15 protein-coding genes are annotated in these 16,273 nt (G+C 62.8%); 6 read left to right on the forward strand and 9 right to left on the reverse strand.

All coding sequences use genetic code 11. The features are described 5' to 3' along the window. Nucleotides 1-31: 31 nt before the first annotated feature. Nucleotides 32-835 (reverse strand): FadR/GntR family transcriptional regulator, encoded by an 804-nt coding sequence (locus tag I6E81_RS07615; RefSeq protein ID WP_197106730.1) that lies wholly within the window; start codon nt 833-835, stop codon nt 32-34. A gap of 131 nt (nt 836-966) precedes the next feature. Between I6E81_RS07615 and I6E81_RS07620 the strand changes: the two genes are divergently transcribed. The 4 genes from I6E81_RS07620 to I6E81_RS07635 all read left to right on the forward strand — a co-directional run bounded on the left by I6E81_RS07620 (nt 967) and on the right by I6E81_RS07635 (nt 5,091). Continuing rightward, entirely contained in the window at nt 967-2,025 is a 1,059-nt protein-coding gene (locus I6E81_RS07620; RefSeq protein WP_197106731.1) for an ABC transporter ATP-binding protein, read from the forward strand. Between the two features lie 111 nt (nt 2,026-2,136). After that, complete coding sequence (locus tag I6E81_RS07625) at nt 2,137-3,315, forward strand: extracellular solute-binding protein (protein ID WP_197106732.1); 1,179 nt, start codon at nt 2,137-2,139, stop codon at nt 3,313-3,315. A gap of 128 nt (nt 3,316-3,443) precedes the next feature. Further along, on the forward strand, nt 3,444-4,271 hold the full coding sequence (locus tag I6E81_RS07630) for an ABC transporter permease (protein WP_197106733.1): 828 nt from the start codon (nt 3,444-3,446) through the stop codon (nt 4,269-4,271). Between the two features lie 7 nt (nt 4,272-4,278). Next, nucleotides 4,279-5,091: an ABC transporter permease gene (locus I6E81_RS07635; RefSeq protein ID WP_197106734.1), complete on the forward strand. Its 813-nt coding sequence runs from the start codon at nt 4,279-4,281 to the stop codon at nt 5,089-5,091. Between the two features lie 46 nt (nt 5,092-5,137). Here the strand turns inward: I6E81_RS07635 and I6E81_RS07640 are convergent, their stop codons facing one another. From I6E81_RS07640 to I6E81_RS07675, 8 genes are all read right to left on the reverse strand, one after another. After that, on the reverse strand, nt 5,138-6,388 hold the full coding sequence (locus I6E81_RS07640; protein ID WP_197106735.1) for an MFS transporter: 1,251 nt from the start codon (nt 6,386-6,388) through the stop codon (nt 5,138-5,140). Continuing rightward, entirely contained in the window at nt 6,385-6,729 is a 345-nt protein-coding gene (locus I6E81_RS07645) for a metalloregulator ArsR/SmtB family transcription factor (protein ID WP_197106736.1), read from the reverse strand. Before I6E81_RS07645 ends, I6E81_RS07640 begins: the two co-directional genes overlap by 4 nt. A gap of 31 nt (nt 6,730-6,760) precedes the next feature. Beyond that, nucleotides 6,761-8,044, reverse strand: coding sequence for an APC family permease (locus I6E81_RS07650; protein ID WP_197106737.1), 1,284 nt, complete (start codon nt 8,042-8,044; stop codon nt 6,761-6,763). A gap of 83 nt (nt 8,045-8,127) precedes the next feature. Next, on the reverse strand, nt 8,128-8,718 hold the full coding sequence (locus I6E81_RS07655) for a DUF305 domain-containing protein (protein WP_197106738.1): 591 nt from the start codon (nt 8,716-8,718) through the stop codon (nt 8,128-8,130). Nucleotides 8,719-8,808: 90 nt separating this feature from the next. Further along, complete coding sequence (locus I6E81_RS07660) at nt 8,809-9,294, reverse strand: DUF6153 family protein (protein ID WP_197106739.1); 486 nt, start codon at nt 9,292-9,294, stop codon at nt 8,809-8,811. Between the two features lie 82 nt (nt 9,295-9,376). Continuing rightward, entirely contained in the window at nt 9,377-10,132 is a 756-nt protein-coding gene (locus tag I6E81_RS07665; protein ID WP_197106740.1) for an ABC transporter ATP-binding protein, read from the reverse strand. Beyond that, complete coding sequence (locus tag I6E81_RS07670) at nt 10,129-11,130, reverse strand: ABC transporter substrate-binding protein (RefSeq protein ID WP_197106741.1); 1,002 nt, start codon at nt 11,128-11,130, stop codon at nt 10,129-10,131. The genes I6E81_RS07665 and I6E81_RS07670 overlap by 4 nt, the downstream gene beginning before the upstream one ends. 88 nt (nt 11,131-11,218) lie before the next feature. Then, nucleotides 11,219-12,373 (reverse strand): iron ABC transporter permease, encoded by a 1,155-nt coding sequence (locus tag I6E81_RS07675; protein WP_307784124.1) that lies wholly within the window; start codon nt 12,371-12,373, stop codon nt 11,219-11,221. 89 nt (nt 12,374-12,462) lie between these two features. Between I6E81_RS07675 and I6E81_RS07680 the strand changes: the two genes are divergently transcribed. Further along, nucleotides 12,463-14,292, forward strand: coding sequence for an ABC transporter ATP-binding protein/permease (locus I6E81_RS07680; RefSeq protein ID WP_197106742.1), 1,830 nt, complete (start codon nt 12,463-12,465; stop codon nt 14,290-14,292). Continuing rightward, nucleotides 14,289-16,181: an ABC transporter ATP-binding protein gene (locus tag I6E81_RS07685; protein ID WP_197106743.1), complete on the forward strand. Its 1,893-nt coding sequence runs from the start codon at nt 14,289-14,291 to the stop codon at nt 16,179-16,181. The genes I6E81_RS07680 and I6E81_RS07685 overlap by 4 nt, the downstream gene beginning before the upstream one ends. Nucleotides 16,182-16,273 lie beyond the last annotated feature (92 nt).

Raw genomic sequence — 16,273 nt, forward strand, 5'->3', positions numbered from 1 at the left:
TCTTATGCACCAGATGCCCTGCACCGCTAGTTCAGCGTGATTGCGACTGCAAATCGATGAGGGCGTTGATCACGGCATCCACCATGCGTTCGGTGGCCGCAACGGCTTCGTGGTCGTCGCCGGCTTCCACCGCATCCACGACACTCGCCAACAGCGCAGGTTGGGCCTGACGGGATGTCTCATCCACGTCAATCAGGCGAAGCATCGGTGACATTTCGGCCTGCAATCGCATCTGTTCACGAGTGAGACGGGCCGACTGGCTCAGCGCGACGAGTTCGATCTGCGCATCGTCGAGGGTGCTGCGCCACTGTTCGAGATCTGACTCGTCGAGGCGGGCCAGGCGCGAGCGCACTTGCTGCACCTCCGAGGGCACCGCTCGGCGCGCTGCCAAACGAACGCAGGCGGCGGTAATGGCCGCATAGTGGGCGCCCAAATCGCGAAGTGCGACGCGGGATGTTGCCGACAAGGCGGTGCGCGCGTGGGCAACCGGATCGGCTGAGTCCGCCACGAAGCTGCCGCCATTGCGACCGCGACGAGTCACCACCAGGCCCTGGCTGCGCAGAGCCAGCAGCGATTCGCGCACGGTAGTCGGTGCTACGCCGAAGCTTCGAGCGAGGTCGTTTTCGGAGGGAAGACGCTCCCCTGCCCGCAGATGGCCGCCCGTAATTGCGCTGGCGAGACGGCGTTCCACGAGCTCGGCGCGACCGGCATCACCGATCGACTGAAAGAGCGCACCCTGCAAGCGGCCGGGCCTCGAGGCATCGCGAGAGCGTGCGGTGTCATCGGCGACCACCGCACTTTTTCGCGGCGCGTCTGCCGAGTCGGTCGAGTGCATTGGCCAATTCTCGCACCGATCACCTGAGCCGTTGCCCTTTTGTGACGATTCGGACACACGCTTGAAATATGAACTCTGGTTCTATAGGTTTACTCTCACTCAGAGATCACCGTCGTTCCAAGGAGTCACTCGTGCATGCGTCCGCCCAGCAAGCCCCGTCCACCACGGATGTCACTCCTGCGCCCGGCGCCGTCAGCCTCGCCGGTGTCTCCAAGACATTCGGTGAATTCACCGCCGTCGAATCGCTTGACCTCGACGTGAAGCCCGGCGAGTTCCTCTCGATGCTCGGCCCCTCCGGCTCGGGCAAGACCACCGTGCTGCGGATGATCGCTGGCTTCGAGAACGTCACGAGCGGCAGCATCCACCTCAGCGGTGTCGACGTCACTCAGGTTCCGCCCCACGCGCGCCAGGTCAACACGGTGTTTCAGGACTACGCGCTGTTCCCGCATTTCACGATCGCCGAGAACGTCGGGTACGGCCTCCGGGTTGCCGGCGTCAGCCGGGCCGAACGGGCAACCCAGGTAGGCGTCGCGCTCGAGCAGGTTCGCCTCTCGGCCGTGGCCGACCGCCTGCCCCACCAGCTCTCGGGCGGCCAACGCCAGCGCATCGCTCTGGCTCGCGCGCTCATCCTGCGCCCCCAAGTGTTGTTGCTCGACGAACCGCTCGGTGCGCTCGACAAGCAGTTGCGCGAAGAAATGCAGATCGAGCTCAAGCAGATTCAGCGCGAAGTCGGCATCACGTTCATCTTCGTTACGCACGACCAAGAAGAAGCTCTCACCCTGAGCGACCGCGTCGCCGTCTTCAACAACGGCCGCGTCGAACAGGTCGGCACCGCCCGCGAAGTCTACGAATTCCCGGCTACCGAATTCGTCGCCCGCTTCTTGGGACTCTCCAATCTCATCCCCGCCGAACTCTCTGCGGATGGCGTGCAATCGAGCGTGCGCCCCGAACGTGTGCGCCTGCTCACCGCCGACACCGCGGCGAGCGCCGGAGCCGTCTCCCTCCTCGGCACGGTGTCAGAAACCGTCTACACCGGACCAACCACGCGCTTTCTCGTCGACACCGAATCGGGTGTTCGCGTGATTGCCGAACGAGCCAACGACCATCACCCCTCCGCCGAATCCGCCTTCGCACGCGGCGACCGGGTGCGCGTCGAATGGACCACCGATCACGCTTCGCGCATCGGCTAACAGATCACCCCTGCAATACCGGCGATTCCGGCACAACCGGGCCAGCCACATCCACACCAGCAGCACAGCACAGCACAGCACAGCACCCATTCATCACATCAAGGAGTAATCATGAGATCTAAAATCATGACCGGCGCAGCGTTCATCGCTGTTGCCGCTCTCGCCCTCACGGGCTGTTCGGCTGCAACCGACAGCACCGCAACCGGTGGGCTTTCCATCGACGTACCAGATATCCCCATGCTCGAAGAGTTGGGCGAGATGGAAAGCGAAGTCAACATCGTCGCGTGGAGCGGCTTCGTTGAGCCGGCATGGTCCGACGAATTCACTGAAGAAACCGGATGCACGGTCAACCGTCGCGTTGCCGGCACGAGTGACGAGATGGTTCAGCTCATGCGCACCGGCGACTACGACATCGTCTCCGCTTCGGGTGATGCGAGCCTTCGTCTCATCGCCGGTGGCGACGTTCAGCCGATCAACCTCGACCTGGTTCCCAACTTCGGTGACGACATCGTTGAGGGCATGAAGGGTCAGATTTATGACACCATCAACGGCCAGTCGTACGGTGTTCCGATCGGCCGCGGCGCCAACATCCTGCAGTACAACAGCGATGTTGTGACCGAAGAGCCCACGAGCTGGGATGTTGCGTGGGAAGCTGACAGCCCCTACGCCGGCCAGATCATCGCGTATGACGCACCGATTTACATCGCTGACGCTGCCGTGTACCTGATGGCTCACGAGCCTGACCTCGGCATCACCAACCCGTACGCCCTCGACCAGGAGCAGCTCGACGCTGCGATCGATCTGCTCAAGCAGCAGAACTCGATCGTCTCCGAGTACTGGGCCGACCCTGCCGCTCAGATCACCTCATTCGCCGGCGGCACCACTGCGCTCGGCACCTCGTGGGAGATCCTGCGCAAGCTCACCGACGACGACAAGTTCAAGAGTGTTCTTCCTGAAGAGGGTTCGACCGGTTGGTCGGATGCCTGGATGATCGCCGCCGAATCAGAATCGCCCAACTGTGCTTACGCCTGGGTTGACTACACGAGCTCCGCCGAAGTGAACGGTGCTATCGCTACCAACTTCGGTATGGCTCCCGCCAACGCTGCTTTCTGCGACACGAGCGACGAGGCCGCAGCACACTGCGAGTACTTCAACGCAACCGACGAAGAGTACTTCAGCAACGTGTGGTTCTGGACCACTCCCATCGAGCAGTGCATCGATGGTCGCACTGACGTCACCTGCACGAACTTCCAGCAGTGGACGGATGCCTGGCTCTCCGTCAAGAGCTAGCTAGCCCGAGGGGTGGGCGGCCTCGCTCGCTCACCCCTCATCCCTCGCTCGACCAGCAGCTCACGAGCTCGACTTCTCGACACGCACCTCAACACGCACCTCAACACGCACCAACCGATCGGACTCCCATGAATCGCCGCGCGCAACTCTCGGCCTTGCTGGCGCTGCCCATGCTGTGGCTCATCGGCATCTACATTTTCTCGCTCGTCATGCTCCTTGTGACGGCGTTCTGGGTGACCGACCCGTTCACCTCCAAAGTGAAACCGGGCTTCACTCTCCGCAACTTTGAGCAGATCATCGCGAACCCCGCGTATGCCACCACCTCGCTGCGCACTCTCGGCATCGCCCTCGCGGTCACGGTGTTGAGCATCCTGATCTCGGTTCCGCTCGGAATCTTCATGGCGAAGGTCGCCTCGCCCAAGCTGCGCGCCATTCTGGCCGTCGCGATCACCCTCCCGCTCTGGGCCGGCTATCTCGTGAAGATTCTGGCCATGCGCATCACCTTCACCGAAGAAGGCTTCTTCAACTCAATGCTTGGACCGCTCGGCATCAGTGGCCCTGGCTTCAGCATTGTCACGGTCGTGCTTACGCTCACCTATCTGTGGCTCCCTTATATGGCGGTGCCGGTGTACACCGCGATCCGCCAGCTGCCACCAAACCTGTTCGACGCCTCGTCTGACCTGGGCGCTGGGGCTGGGTTCACGATCCGCACCGTGGTTCTTCCTCTTATTAAGCCCGCGATCATTGCCGGCTCCATCTTCACGTTCTCGCTCAGCCTCGGCGACTACATCGCCGCCAAATTTGTCGGTGGGTCAACCCAGATGATCGGCAGCATCATCGCCTCGAACATCAACCTGAACCCTCCGATCGCCGCCGCGTTCTCGCTCGTGCCGATCGCCTTTGTTGTCATCTACCTCGTCAGCGTGCAGCGCACCGGCGCACTGGAACGGATGTGATGCCGCCATGTTGAGACTCTCCCTCGGCGCCAAGTTCACCCTCGGCACTATCGTCGCGATTGCCCTCGCGTTCATGTACATCCCGCTGTTCCTCGTCGTGATCAACTCCTTCAGCGCCGCGCGCCTATCGAGCTGGCCGATCGCCGAGTTCTCCACCATCTGGTGGGAGAAGGCGTTCGTGAGCGAACCCATCCGGGCCGCCCTGCTCAACTCGGTAATCGTGGGCCTCGGCGCAACGACAATCGCCCTCATCCTCGGCACGCTCGTGGCCTTCGCCCTGCAGCGCTACACCTTCTTCGGCAAGCAGACCGTGAACCTGCTCGTCGTGCTACCAATCGCCCTACCCGGCATCGTGACCGGTGTCGCCCTCAACAACACCTATAACCAGGTGCTCGAGCCGATCGGCATTGAGGTCGGATACTTCGGCATGATCATCGCCCACGGCACCTTCTGCATTGTCATGGTCTTCAACAACGTGCTCGCCCGCTTGCGCCGCATCAACCCCAGCATCGAAGAAGCCTCCCGCGACCTCGGAGCGACCCCGCTGCAGACGTTCCGGCTCGTGACGTTCCCGCAGTTCCGCAGCGCCTTCGTTGCCGGCGCGATTCTCGCTTTCGCGCTGAGCTTCGACGAAGTTGTGGTCACGATCTTCACGGCCCCGCCCGGAGTCGACACCCTGCCGCTCTGGATCATGAACCAGATGGCACGACCCAACGAGGCATCCCTCGTCAACGTCGTGGCAACCGTCGTGATTCTCGCGTCGTTCATTCCCGTGTGGGTCTCGCAACGCCTCGCCCGCGGAGCCGACGAGCGCGAATAGCGAGGCGCGACTAGCGGATGGCCGGCTCGCATCCGGCACCGAGTCCTTAGCGACCAGTACGTGATTCCGTGTTTCCCCAATACTGTGAGAGAACTATCGCGCGCCGGCGAATACGAAACGCGCCGACAGCACCCGCCAGCGCAACGAGGGCGAGGCTGGCCGTGGCGATCGGAAGGCTAACGGCTCCCAGCCATCCCGCCACCGGATAGGTCACTAGGAAGCACGAGTGCGAGAGCGCGAACTGCGCGGTATAAACAAGATTGCGGTTAGCAGGCGTGGACGCGTCGGCAAGCAACCTCGACGATGGCGTGCTGATGAGGGAGCTCCCCATGCCGAGGACCAGCCAGGTCGCGAGCAGTGCCCACCATCCGGTCGAGGTGGTGACAGCGAGAATGGTGACGGCGATGGCAGCAATCAGCCCACCAACGACGACGACGACTCCGGCGAGCATCGTGCGCGTCACGCCGATGCGATCGGCAAGCCTCGGTACGTTCACCGCGACAATAAGCGAGCCGACGCCATAGGCACCGAGAGCAATTGCCAACGCAGCATCGTTTAGCTCGAAGATTCCCTTGGCATAGACAACGGAGTTCACGAGAACCAGCGCAGTTCCCGCTGCGACAACAACATTTGTCAGCATCAGAAACCGCAAGCTCGGGGTCCGAAAGAACACCAATGCGCCAGCCGGAAGCCGCTGCCAGAAGGTGCCGGATTCCTGATCCAATGGATGCCGCGGAAGTGCAGTCGCCACGACCAGCATCGCAGACCCAGCGAAACCAATCGCAGTGCCAACAAACAAGTTGTTGTAGCTGACAACGGTCAGCAACACTGCGGCGATCGTTGGGCTCAGCAAGGCCTCAAGGTCGTAAGCCATCCTCGATAGCGATAAGGCCCGCGTATAGTCACGTGCCTCGGGCACCACGGCAGGGATTAGCGACTGGAACGCTGGAGTAAAGGTTGCCGACGCGGACTGCAGTATGAAAACCAACACATAGATGTGCCACGCTTCCGTGACGAAGGGCAGCATCAGCGCGATTGCGATGCGCACGATGTCGGCCCCGACTAGGACAGCCTTTTTCGGAATCCGGTCGACCAGCGCCGCGACCACAGGTGCAACACCCACATAGGCGACCATCTTGATAGTGAGAGCCGTTCCCAGCACTCGGCCAGCGGCATCCCCGGCAAGATCGAACGCCAGTAGCCCCAAGGCGACCGTGAGTAACCCTGTCCCGAAAAGGGCAATCACTTGCGCGCTGAACAGTGCTCGGTAGGTCCTGTTGCGCAGAACCTCGATCATGCGTGGTGCGCGGGCGATTCATCCACTGTGTGCTCGGCTTGAAGGATGGCCTCGATTACTAACCGTTTCGCGTGCTCGTCGGTCAACCGATAAAACACACGATTGCCGTGCTTGCGCACCTGCACGAGTTTGCCCCACCGCAACTTTGCTAAATGTTGAGACACCGAGGCCGGACTGCGGTCCACGATGTCGGCGAGATGGTTCACCGACAGCTCGTCATCTTGCAGCGCCAACACGATGCGAATTCTTGTGGCATCTGCCAATAGCCGAAATACCTCAACCGCGATCTCCACATAGTCGTTATCCGGTTGAATTTTCTCTATCTTCGTATCCGCATGCATGCTTAGATACTACGCCAGCACACCTCTACCCCTACCGACTCGAACGCGTGCGAACCGTCACGACCTGAGCCGCGACAATGGCGGCCGCGACCACAGCGGCCACGATCACTGTAAAGAGATCGCTCTGAACCTTGAGAACCGCGAACGGGATCAGGATGGCGAGATCCAGCACGATGGTCAGCACCGGAAGCCAGATTCGCGCCTCAATCTTGGCCCGCAGTCGGCGGATAACTCCCCACTGCACCGCCATATCCATCGTCAGATAGAGAAAGACTCCCATCGACGCGATCTGGCTGAGATCGAGAAAAACGGTGACGAGAATAGCGAGCCCCGCCGTGATGACCATGGGCTGATGCGGAACCGACTTCGGCAACGACGGAGCCTGCTTCATCTCCTGCAGCATCCCGTAGAGCCGCGACACTGAGTACAAACTCGCGAGCAGCCCCGAGAGCGTCGCCACCACGGCAATCGCAACGGTGATTCCGACACCCCAAGCGCCGAAGAACGGTTCCGCAGCTTGCGCCAATGCGTAGTTGCGAGCATCCACAGCGCCGCTCGCACCGATGCTCGAACTCACGGACACCGTGATGAGCAAGTACAGGAAGGTGCAGATTGCCAGCGAAATAAGGATGGAGCGAGCAATGTTTCGCTTCGGATCTCGGATGTCGTCACCCTGATTGGTGATCGTCGTGAAGCCCTTATAGGCGAGAACGCACAGCGTTGTTCCGGCCAAGACCCCGACGATATTGATGGGGTCGCCAGAAGATTTCGCCGAAAATCCGTCACCTACCGCCGCGACGCCAATCAGACCCGCAATAGCGAGAACTGCGATCCCGATGATCTTGGCGACTGCGGTGATTGTCGCCGAGCGTTCGACCATGGTGTTGCCGATGAAGCTCACAATCGCGGCAGTGACGATTGCGGCAACGCCCAAGATGGGAACCAGAATCACAGAATCTTGCAGCCCAAACGGCCGCAGCAGGTAGGTGCCGAAGGTTCGCGCCAACAGGCTCTCAGCCACCACCATCGAGACGTACATGAATAGCGAGAACGAGCCGGCGGCGACTCCCGGCCCGTAGGCATCCTTCAGCAACATCGCGATCCCGCCCGATGAGGGATTCACGCTGGAGTAGCGAACGTAGGAGTAGGAGCTGATAGCGGCGACTATCGCGCCGAGCAAGAACGCGAGCGGGAAGAAGTCTCCAGCGAACTCCGCGACCTGGCCGACGAGAGCGAAAATTCCCGCGCCGATCATCACCCCCGTGCCTAACGACACTGAGCCCATGAGCGAAATTTTGTCTGTACGTGTAGCCATGCGAGTACCTATCTGTTGCGAAGCCAATTGAGCCTTGCACGACAGCAATGGCCCGCCGCCCGAAAACGGCGGACCCTGCGTCGCTACAGCGAACTAATGATGTTCCGCATGAGCGAAATTTCAACGGTCTGCGCATCCATGACCTCTTGGGCAAGAGCAAGGACATCCTCATTCTGTCCCGAATCAATCTCCAGCTCAGCCATGTCGATCGCGCCCTCGTGATGCACAATCATCTGCTCGAGGAACAAGCGAGACGCATCGTCTCCGTTCGCTGCTTCGAGGTCGGCCATGTCGGAGTCACTCATCATCCCGTCACCGTGACCCATGCCGTCCATACCGTCTGTCATCCCGACACCCCAGCCCTCTAGCCACGAGGTCATGAGCTCGATCTCGGGGCCTTGAGCTGCCTTGATCTCTTGGGCGAGCGTCACCACGCGCTCGTCGATGCCGTCTTTCTCCAACACCATGTCGGCCATCTCAACCGCCTGTTCGTGGTGCGGAATCATCATGGCCGTGAACATGACATCCGCGCTGTTCGCGTCGGCGACCACTACCGATTCTGTGGGCGACGAGTCAGGGTTTGACGCTACTTCCTCCATAGCGTTCGCACACCCCGAGAGCGTCAGCAGTGCGGTTAGGGCGATTGCGGCGGTCGCCGCGAAACGAGTTTTCATTTCTCAAGTTCTCCAAATAGGTCACAAATAGGCGCGGGACCAGAACGGTCCAGCGCAAGGCGCGCCGACACTGAGTCGACAGTGCTCCTCTTAAGTGCGACTAATGCAGAGAGTGGTGAGATCGGGGCGCGGCGGCGCTGTGCGAGCCCATCCCGTAAAGAGCGCATCAGGAGTCCACCGCAGCTCACGACGCTGACCCCATCCTCGAATGAGTGTGGGTGCGGCAAGGAGCAGGGAAACGGTGAGCAGCGCGAGCACGCACCACATGACGATGGTCGAAGCCTCGACTCCGCAGCCCGCACAATCCACGCTCGAGAGAGCCGAGCCGTTCGAGGTTGACTGATCGACAGCACTACTGCCCATCGCCATCGTGGACGACATCGCCATGTCCGAATGCGATGTGGATGAGACGAGCGAGTGCATTGCCACGATGCCAGCGATCAGCGTCAAGGTGAGTCCCGCCATCGCAACAAACTTCCACGCCCCGGAAAAGAAAGCGGACAGCGTCGGCCGCGGGCGCTGGCGCGGTGCAACATCAGCGCGACGAAGTGCTCGCTTCGCGCTGAGTTGTGTCATTGCTCGTACTCTTTTCAAGGTCTGGGATTTCGGCTACCTTCCAGAGATTCTGTTCTATCATCCTGAGCGATGCCCGAGTTTTCTAGCGCGGAGTGAAGAGCAGCTGCGGCACCCCGTCGAGGTCGGTGCGAGTGACATCGATCCCGTAAACCGGCTCAAGGTTTTCGGGCGTCAAGACGGTCGCCGGGTCCCCCGCGGCCATGACCTTGCCGCCTGCGAGCAACACGAGTTGATCGCAGTAGCGGGCCGCCAGGTTGAGGTCGTGAAGCACCACCACGGTGCAGAGAGGCAGTGCAGCAACCACCGTGAGCAGCTCGTGCTGGTAGCGCACATCGAGGTGGTTGGTGGGTTCGTCGAGCAGCAGATGAGACGCAGCTTGCGCAAGAGCCCGGGCGATGAGAACGCGCTGACGTTCGCCGCCCGAGAGTTCGTCCATGGAGCGGTCACGCAAGTGCAGCGTTCCCGTGTCGACCATGGCTTGCTCGGCGGCACGCTCGTCTTCATCGCGGTAGCTTTGCCACCCCGAGATGTGTACCGACCGGCCCAGGATCACCGAATCCCACGCCGTGAGCGGAAGACCTGATGGCTCTTCTTGAGCAACAATCGCCAGCCGGCGTGAACGCTCGCGCGCGGTTAGAGCGCGGGCGTCATCCCCATCAATCATGATCGCTCCCGCCGAAGAATCGAGAGCCCCCAAAATTGCACGCAGCACCGTAGATTTGCCAGAACCGTTGGGGCCGATCAGCCCTAAGGTTCCGCCATCCAGCGCCGAGAGGGAGACTCCCGCCACGGCGGCGACCTGCCCGTACTTCACGGACAGGTCGCCGACAGTGATCATTCGGAGAGAGTTGCGGCGCTGTCGATGACGGTGCGCAGCCCGCGAATGGCGTCGGGGTCAGGAGCCAGATCTGACGCCAAAACGCCGATCACGGCACCGTTCTTCACGGCCGTAAGGTCGCTCGTTCCGGGCTCCGCAAAGAACAGTTCCTTCGCGGTGTCGAGGTCTTCGCCGTAGAGTCCGTAAGCAATCACGATGACCTCGGGGTCAGCATCCAGCAGCGTTTCGATATTCGTTTCGAGGTAAACAGATTCCTCTGCGGCGTAGACGTTGCTCATTCCCGCGCGAGCAAGAATGTCATTCGCGATACCGAGACCACCGCGAGCGGAGAGCGTGGATGCGGGCGAGAAGTAGTAGATGACGGCTGCAGACTGGTCTGCTGCTGCGCTGGCATCCGCTTCAAGCTCGTCGAGTTCGGACTGCAGCGCGGCGACGTTCCCGGCCGCAACATCGCTCGTGTCGAAGACAGTGCCGAGGCGTTCGATGTCGGCGAAGATCGCGTCGAAGTCGGTCGCTGACGTGAGCCCAGCGTCGTGGCTGCACTCGCCATCGATCACAATGTTGGTGATTCCCGAAGCAGCGAGGTCTTCATCGGTGGAGTTGAAGAGTCCATAACCGACAACAACGTCGGCGTTGGCCCCGACAATTTTCTCGGTGGTCGGGTCAGAGGGGTCGACGATCTCGACGTCGGAGAGGTCGACCGACATTCCCTCGGGAAGCGCTGCGCCGAACTCGCCCGAGCGGGCAACGATCAGGTCAGCCGCGCCAGCAGCGTCGAGCAACGACAGTGCCGACGTTCCGATGGTGAGAATGCTCTGCGGCTCGCTCTCAATCGTGAGGTCAGCCCCACAGTTGTCGATCGTGATTGGGTAGCTCGCTGTGGTTGCGGAGTCATCAGCCACGGTCTCGGTGGAGGTCGCGCAGCCGGCAACACCGAACACGATGGCAGCGGTGGCGACCGAAATCAGCGGCAGTCGTGCCGTGGTTCGTCGGGTCATGGTCAGGGTCATAGCAGGTGGTTCTTTCTTGTTGGGTGCGGTGTGTGGTCGGGTGACCGGGGTGGTGAAGATGGTTCGCGATCGCGGGCTAGCGGGCGTTGAGCCGACGAACGAGGGCGATCAGGAGCGGCGTGCCGATGAGGGCGGTGAGCACGCCGAGCGGCAATTCGCGCGGGGCAAAAGCGGTGCGGGCGAGAGCGTCTGCCCAGATCAGCAGGATGCCGCCGAGCAACCCCGCGACCGGCAACGAGACTCGGTGGGTCGAGCCGACGAGGCGCCGGGCGATGTGGGGAACAACGAGTCCCACGAAACCGATCGCGCCGGAGACCGAGACCGCAGCAGCAATCGCCACGCTGACGATAAGCGCGGCGAGAGCCCGAAAACGGGTGGGGTTGGTGCCGAGAGCCCGTGCGGTGTCATCACCGATGGCGATCGCGTCGAGCTTTCGCGACCACAGCATCAAGAAGAACGCGGCGATCGCGACCCCGGCTAGGGCGATGGGCAGCGACTGCCAACGGGCCTGACCGAGCGAGCCGAGCATCCAGAACAGCACCGCACGGGTGCCATCGCGGGAGTCGCTCGCGAACACCAAAAAGTTAGTGAGGGCTGCAAGGGCGAAGCTCACCGCGATGCCGGCAAAGACGAGGCGGGTCGGGATGAGGCGTCCACCGAGGCGGGCGATCGAGAAGACGAGAACGATGGCGGCTGCGGCTCCGAGGAAGGCACTGCCCGTCAGGGCGAGAGCACCGGCGCCAGCCCCAAAACCGAAGAGGATGCTGGCCGCGGCGCCCGTAGAGGCTCCCGAGGAGATGCCCAAGAGGTATGGGTCGGCGAGAGGGTTGCGCACGAGCGATTGCACCGCGACGCCGGTCATTGCGAGAGCAGCGCCAACGAGAATTCCCAAAACAACGCGCGGCACGCGGATGAGCCACACGATGTTGTCGTCTGATCCGGGAGTCTGTTCGCCGATTCCAAAAGCATGAAACGCAATGACGCGGGTGACGATATCGGGGCGAATGGCGACGGGCCCGATGCCCACCGTGACGATGGCCGAGGCGAGGAGGACGACGCTCAGCGCGACGATCCAGGCTGCTCCGCGACGCAGCGAGCGACGAGGTGCGCGGCCCGGTGAGCGGCCCGGTTCAGATTTTTCTTGCGGCGAGCGCGGCGCGGGTGGCAACGACGGAATGCCTGATGATTCCGGGGCAGCCGGGGTGGTGGAGGCACCACGCGGGGTTCGCACTATTGCTGTCACGGTTTCGTTTCGCTCGGGGACTGTGATACTTAATTGATAACCATTCTCATTAATAAGTCAAATTAGACCGAGGCTCCGTGATCCACCTCCGCCTTCTCCGGCTCGCCGGAAATTCCACCGCACTACTGAGCGCCGTAGTTCTCGCCGGCATTGCTTTGAGCGCCGTAGCTGTCGGCCAGGCGATAGCCACCGCCGAGCTCTTCACCGGCATCGTCACCGGCGCCGCCTTGCAGAGCCTCACCGGGGCGACCATCGTTTTCGCGGGTGCGCTACTGGTACGGCCCGTGCTCTCGATGGCACGCGAATTGACCGTGCACGCGGTTGCCGGTCGCATCAAAGTGCAATTGCGCAGCCGCATCCTCAACGCCGAAATTGCAGCAGGCCCGCTCGCGAGCAGCACCTCCCGCAGTGGCGAACGCCAATCTCTCCTCGTCGATGCGGTCGAAAACCTCGAACCTTACTTCGGGCGCTACCTGCCGCAGCTGGCCGTCACCTTCGTCACCGGTGTATCGCTCGTGATCGCGCTCATCATCGTCGACCCCGTCGTGGGAGTCACCATCGGTGCTATCGCCCTAGCCGTGCCGTTCATCCCGCGCTTCTGGGATGCCGCCCTCGCCGGCCGCGGGGAGCAACACTGGGCCGCGTACTCCTCGCTCCATGCGGATGTCGTGGACTCGATCCGCGGAATGCCCACTCTCAAAGCGCTCGGCGCCGTGCACCTTCGCCGCCAGCAACTCTCCGCTGCCGGGGACTCGCTGCTCGCCGCGACGCTCTCTCAACTCAAGCTCTCGCTGGTCGAATCGGGCCTCACGAGCTTCTTTCTCGTCGCCGGGCCGGCCGTCGCTTTGCTCGTCGGCGCGGCCCGCGTCAGCAGTGGCGAGCTCGCCCCCACCACTCTCTTTCTCGTGACGATGCTGTCGTTCGAGGTATTCCGGCCGTTCCGCGATCTTTCGCAGTACTGGCATGCGGGCTACGCCGGAGTTTCGGCGGGCAACCGCATTTCGGCCCTGCTCGCGAACGCCGAGACTGTTGCGAGCACGGGCGACGGTGCCCAGGCGGCCAGCGCTAAGGCGAAGGACACAACACAGTCGGCTGTACCTCGCGAGGCTCAGAGCCTCCAGCATCCGGCCGCCCACTCCACCGCCCATTCCGCCCCTATCGCCGTGCACGCCGACAAGGTGAGCTTCCGCTACCGCGGGGCGGAGAGCGATGCCCTGCACAACCTAAGCGTCAGCATTCCGACGGCATCGACGGTCGCGATTGTCGGCGAATCCGGTTCAGGAAAGTCCACGTTCGCTTCGGCTGTTCTCGGTTTCGCGCAGCCCACCGCCGGCGACCTGCTGATCAACGGCACGTCCACGGCGACCCTCGGGCACGAAGGATGCTCGCCGCTGGTATCGCTCGTGGCGCAAGATCCCGTGCTCTTTACCGGCAGCATCCGCCACAACCTGCAGCTCGTCGCCCCGCAGGCCAGCGATAGCGATCTCTCGCGCGCACTCTTCGATGCGGGTGCCGAAGAGCTGCTCGATCCGACCCGCGGCGGTCTCGACGCTCCGGTCGGCGACAACGGCGGCCTACTCTCGGGCGGCCAGCGCCAGCGCCTCGCGATAACTCGCGCGCTCCTGCGCGACAGCCCCATCCTGCTGCTCGATGAGGCCTCGAGTGCGCTCGATGCCCGCCGCGAGAACGCGATTCTCGAGCGACTGCGCGAGACCCGACGGGCAGACGGTTCTGCTCGCACCGTGATCGTGATTGCTCACCGTCTTGCGCCCATCCGCAGCGCCGACCTCGTACTCGTTTTTGAGAACGGATGCCTCGCCGAGTCGGGCACCTACAACGACCTACTCGCGCGCGACGGCGTTCTCACTCGACTGCACGCCGCCCAAACTTCGGGGGTTCTGGCATGAAACGCCTGCTGCTGAACTCGACGCCCGTGCGGTTGCTGGGCCCGATCATCCAATTGCTCTCGGTGCTGGAAACCCAGCGGATGCTGTTGCTGCGGTCGACGCTCAGCATGACCGCGTTCCAGCTGTTCGCAGCCGCGACCGGTGCCCTCAGTGTTGGTCTGGCCGCCGCCGTGACGACACAATCCACGGACGTCGACCTCGGCTCCGGACTTGTTGCGGTGCTCGCCATCGGCCTCATCATCGCGGTCGTCGCGAACGGGCTCTTCACCTGGATTGAGTCGTGGTTGAGCCACGTGCTTGCGTACCGCGTGATCGAAACACTGCGCCTGAAAGTGCACGATGCCATCGAACGCATCACTCCCGCCGGCATGAAACGGCGCCGCGCCGGCGAGGTCGCTGGCTCAGCAATGGCTGATGTTGAAGCACTCGAATGGTTCTACGCTCACACGCTCGGTTCCGCCGCGAATGCCGTGGTCGGGCCACTCATTGTGACCGCAACGCTGGTTGCGCTCGTCGGGCCCACCGGCTTCATCGCCCTCGGTGGCGCGCTCGTGCTCGTTTCCATCCCGTGGCTATTCGCCTCGCTTCAGGCTCGCCAAGGGCGCGCTGTTCGCACCGAGCTGGGCCGCCTGACCGCCATCTCGTTCGAGGGCGCCGAGAGCCTGCGCGAGATCCTCGCCCTCGGCCTGAGTGCTCGCCACGTCGACGAAGTGCGCACCGCTACCCGCCGCCTGCAACGCCGCAAGCGTTCCTTCGCTCTGCGCTCGGGCATCGAGACGGCGCTGGCGGATCTTGTTGTCGCCGTCACGACCATCACCACCCTGGTCGTGCAGGCCGAACGTGTCACGTCAGGCGAACTCTCGGCGAGCTTGTTCCCGGTCGTGCTCGTGCTGACCGCCGCCACGTTTGCCCCCGCTGTCGCCATTTTTGCCGTCGCGCAAAAGCTAGGTGATGTCTCTGCGGCGGCTGAACGAGTCCTCGACGTTATCCACGCGCCGAGCGTCGTCGCTGACCCCGTCGCGGCGGAGGCTGACTCTGCTGCAGCGGATGCCGGCGGTGCCGGTGCTGCTGGTGACTCCGGCAACGCTCGAACCCCCGGCGCAATCACCTTCGCCCACGTGCACTTCAGCTACACCGACGCTGCCACCGCCACCGAACCCGTGCTCAACGGAATCAACCTGCAGGTGGCCGCGGGCGAAACCGTCGCCATCGTCGGCGCCTCCGGTTCAGGAAAGTCGACCATGGGATCGCTGCTCGTGCGCTTCTGGGATCCCACTCAAGGCGACATCCTGCTCGACGGAGTGCCGCTGCGATCGCTCGCGGGCGAACGCGTGCGCGACGACGTGCTCATTGTTGGCCAGCATCCGTACCTCTTCCGTGGCAGCGTGCGCTCGAACCTGCTGCTGGCACAACCGGATGCCACCGACGACGAGCTGTGGACCGCTCTCGACGATGCAGCGCTCGGCGCCACGATTCGCGCGTGGCCCGAAGGCCTCGACCACACGATCGGCGAGGCCGGAGCGACGCTATCGGGCGGCCAACGCCAGAGGCTCGCCCTCGCTCAGGCGTTCTTGCGTGACCCCGCCGTTCTCGTTCTCGACGAAACTTCCGCCCACTTGGATGCCGTGAGCGAAGCCGAGGTCGGCAACACCGTCACTCGCCTCCGCGCGGGCAAAACCACGATCATCATTGCCCACCGCATCGCGACGATTGCTCGCGCCCCGCGCGTAGTGCTCCTGAACAACGGCAGCATCCTCGCCGACGGCAGCCACCAGGAGCTACTGGCCACGAGCGAGGACTATCGATCGCTGCTCGGCCAACCGACTGCAGCCTCTCCCGACCACTCGACGGTCCTGTCGAGTTCCACCGCAACCGCAGAGAGGAGGTGACAACTATGCAGACCATCGCCATTACGCCGATCGCCACCGAGCGCAACGAGGACCAGATCCTCGCTCCGAACGCGAACAACCACGGACACGTG

Origin of the sequence: Salinibacterium sp. NG22 (assembly GCF_015864925.1) — a bacterium.
GTDB lineage: Bacteria > Actinomycetota > Actinomycetes > Actinomycetales > Microbacteriaceae > Rhodoglobus.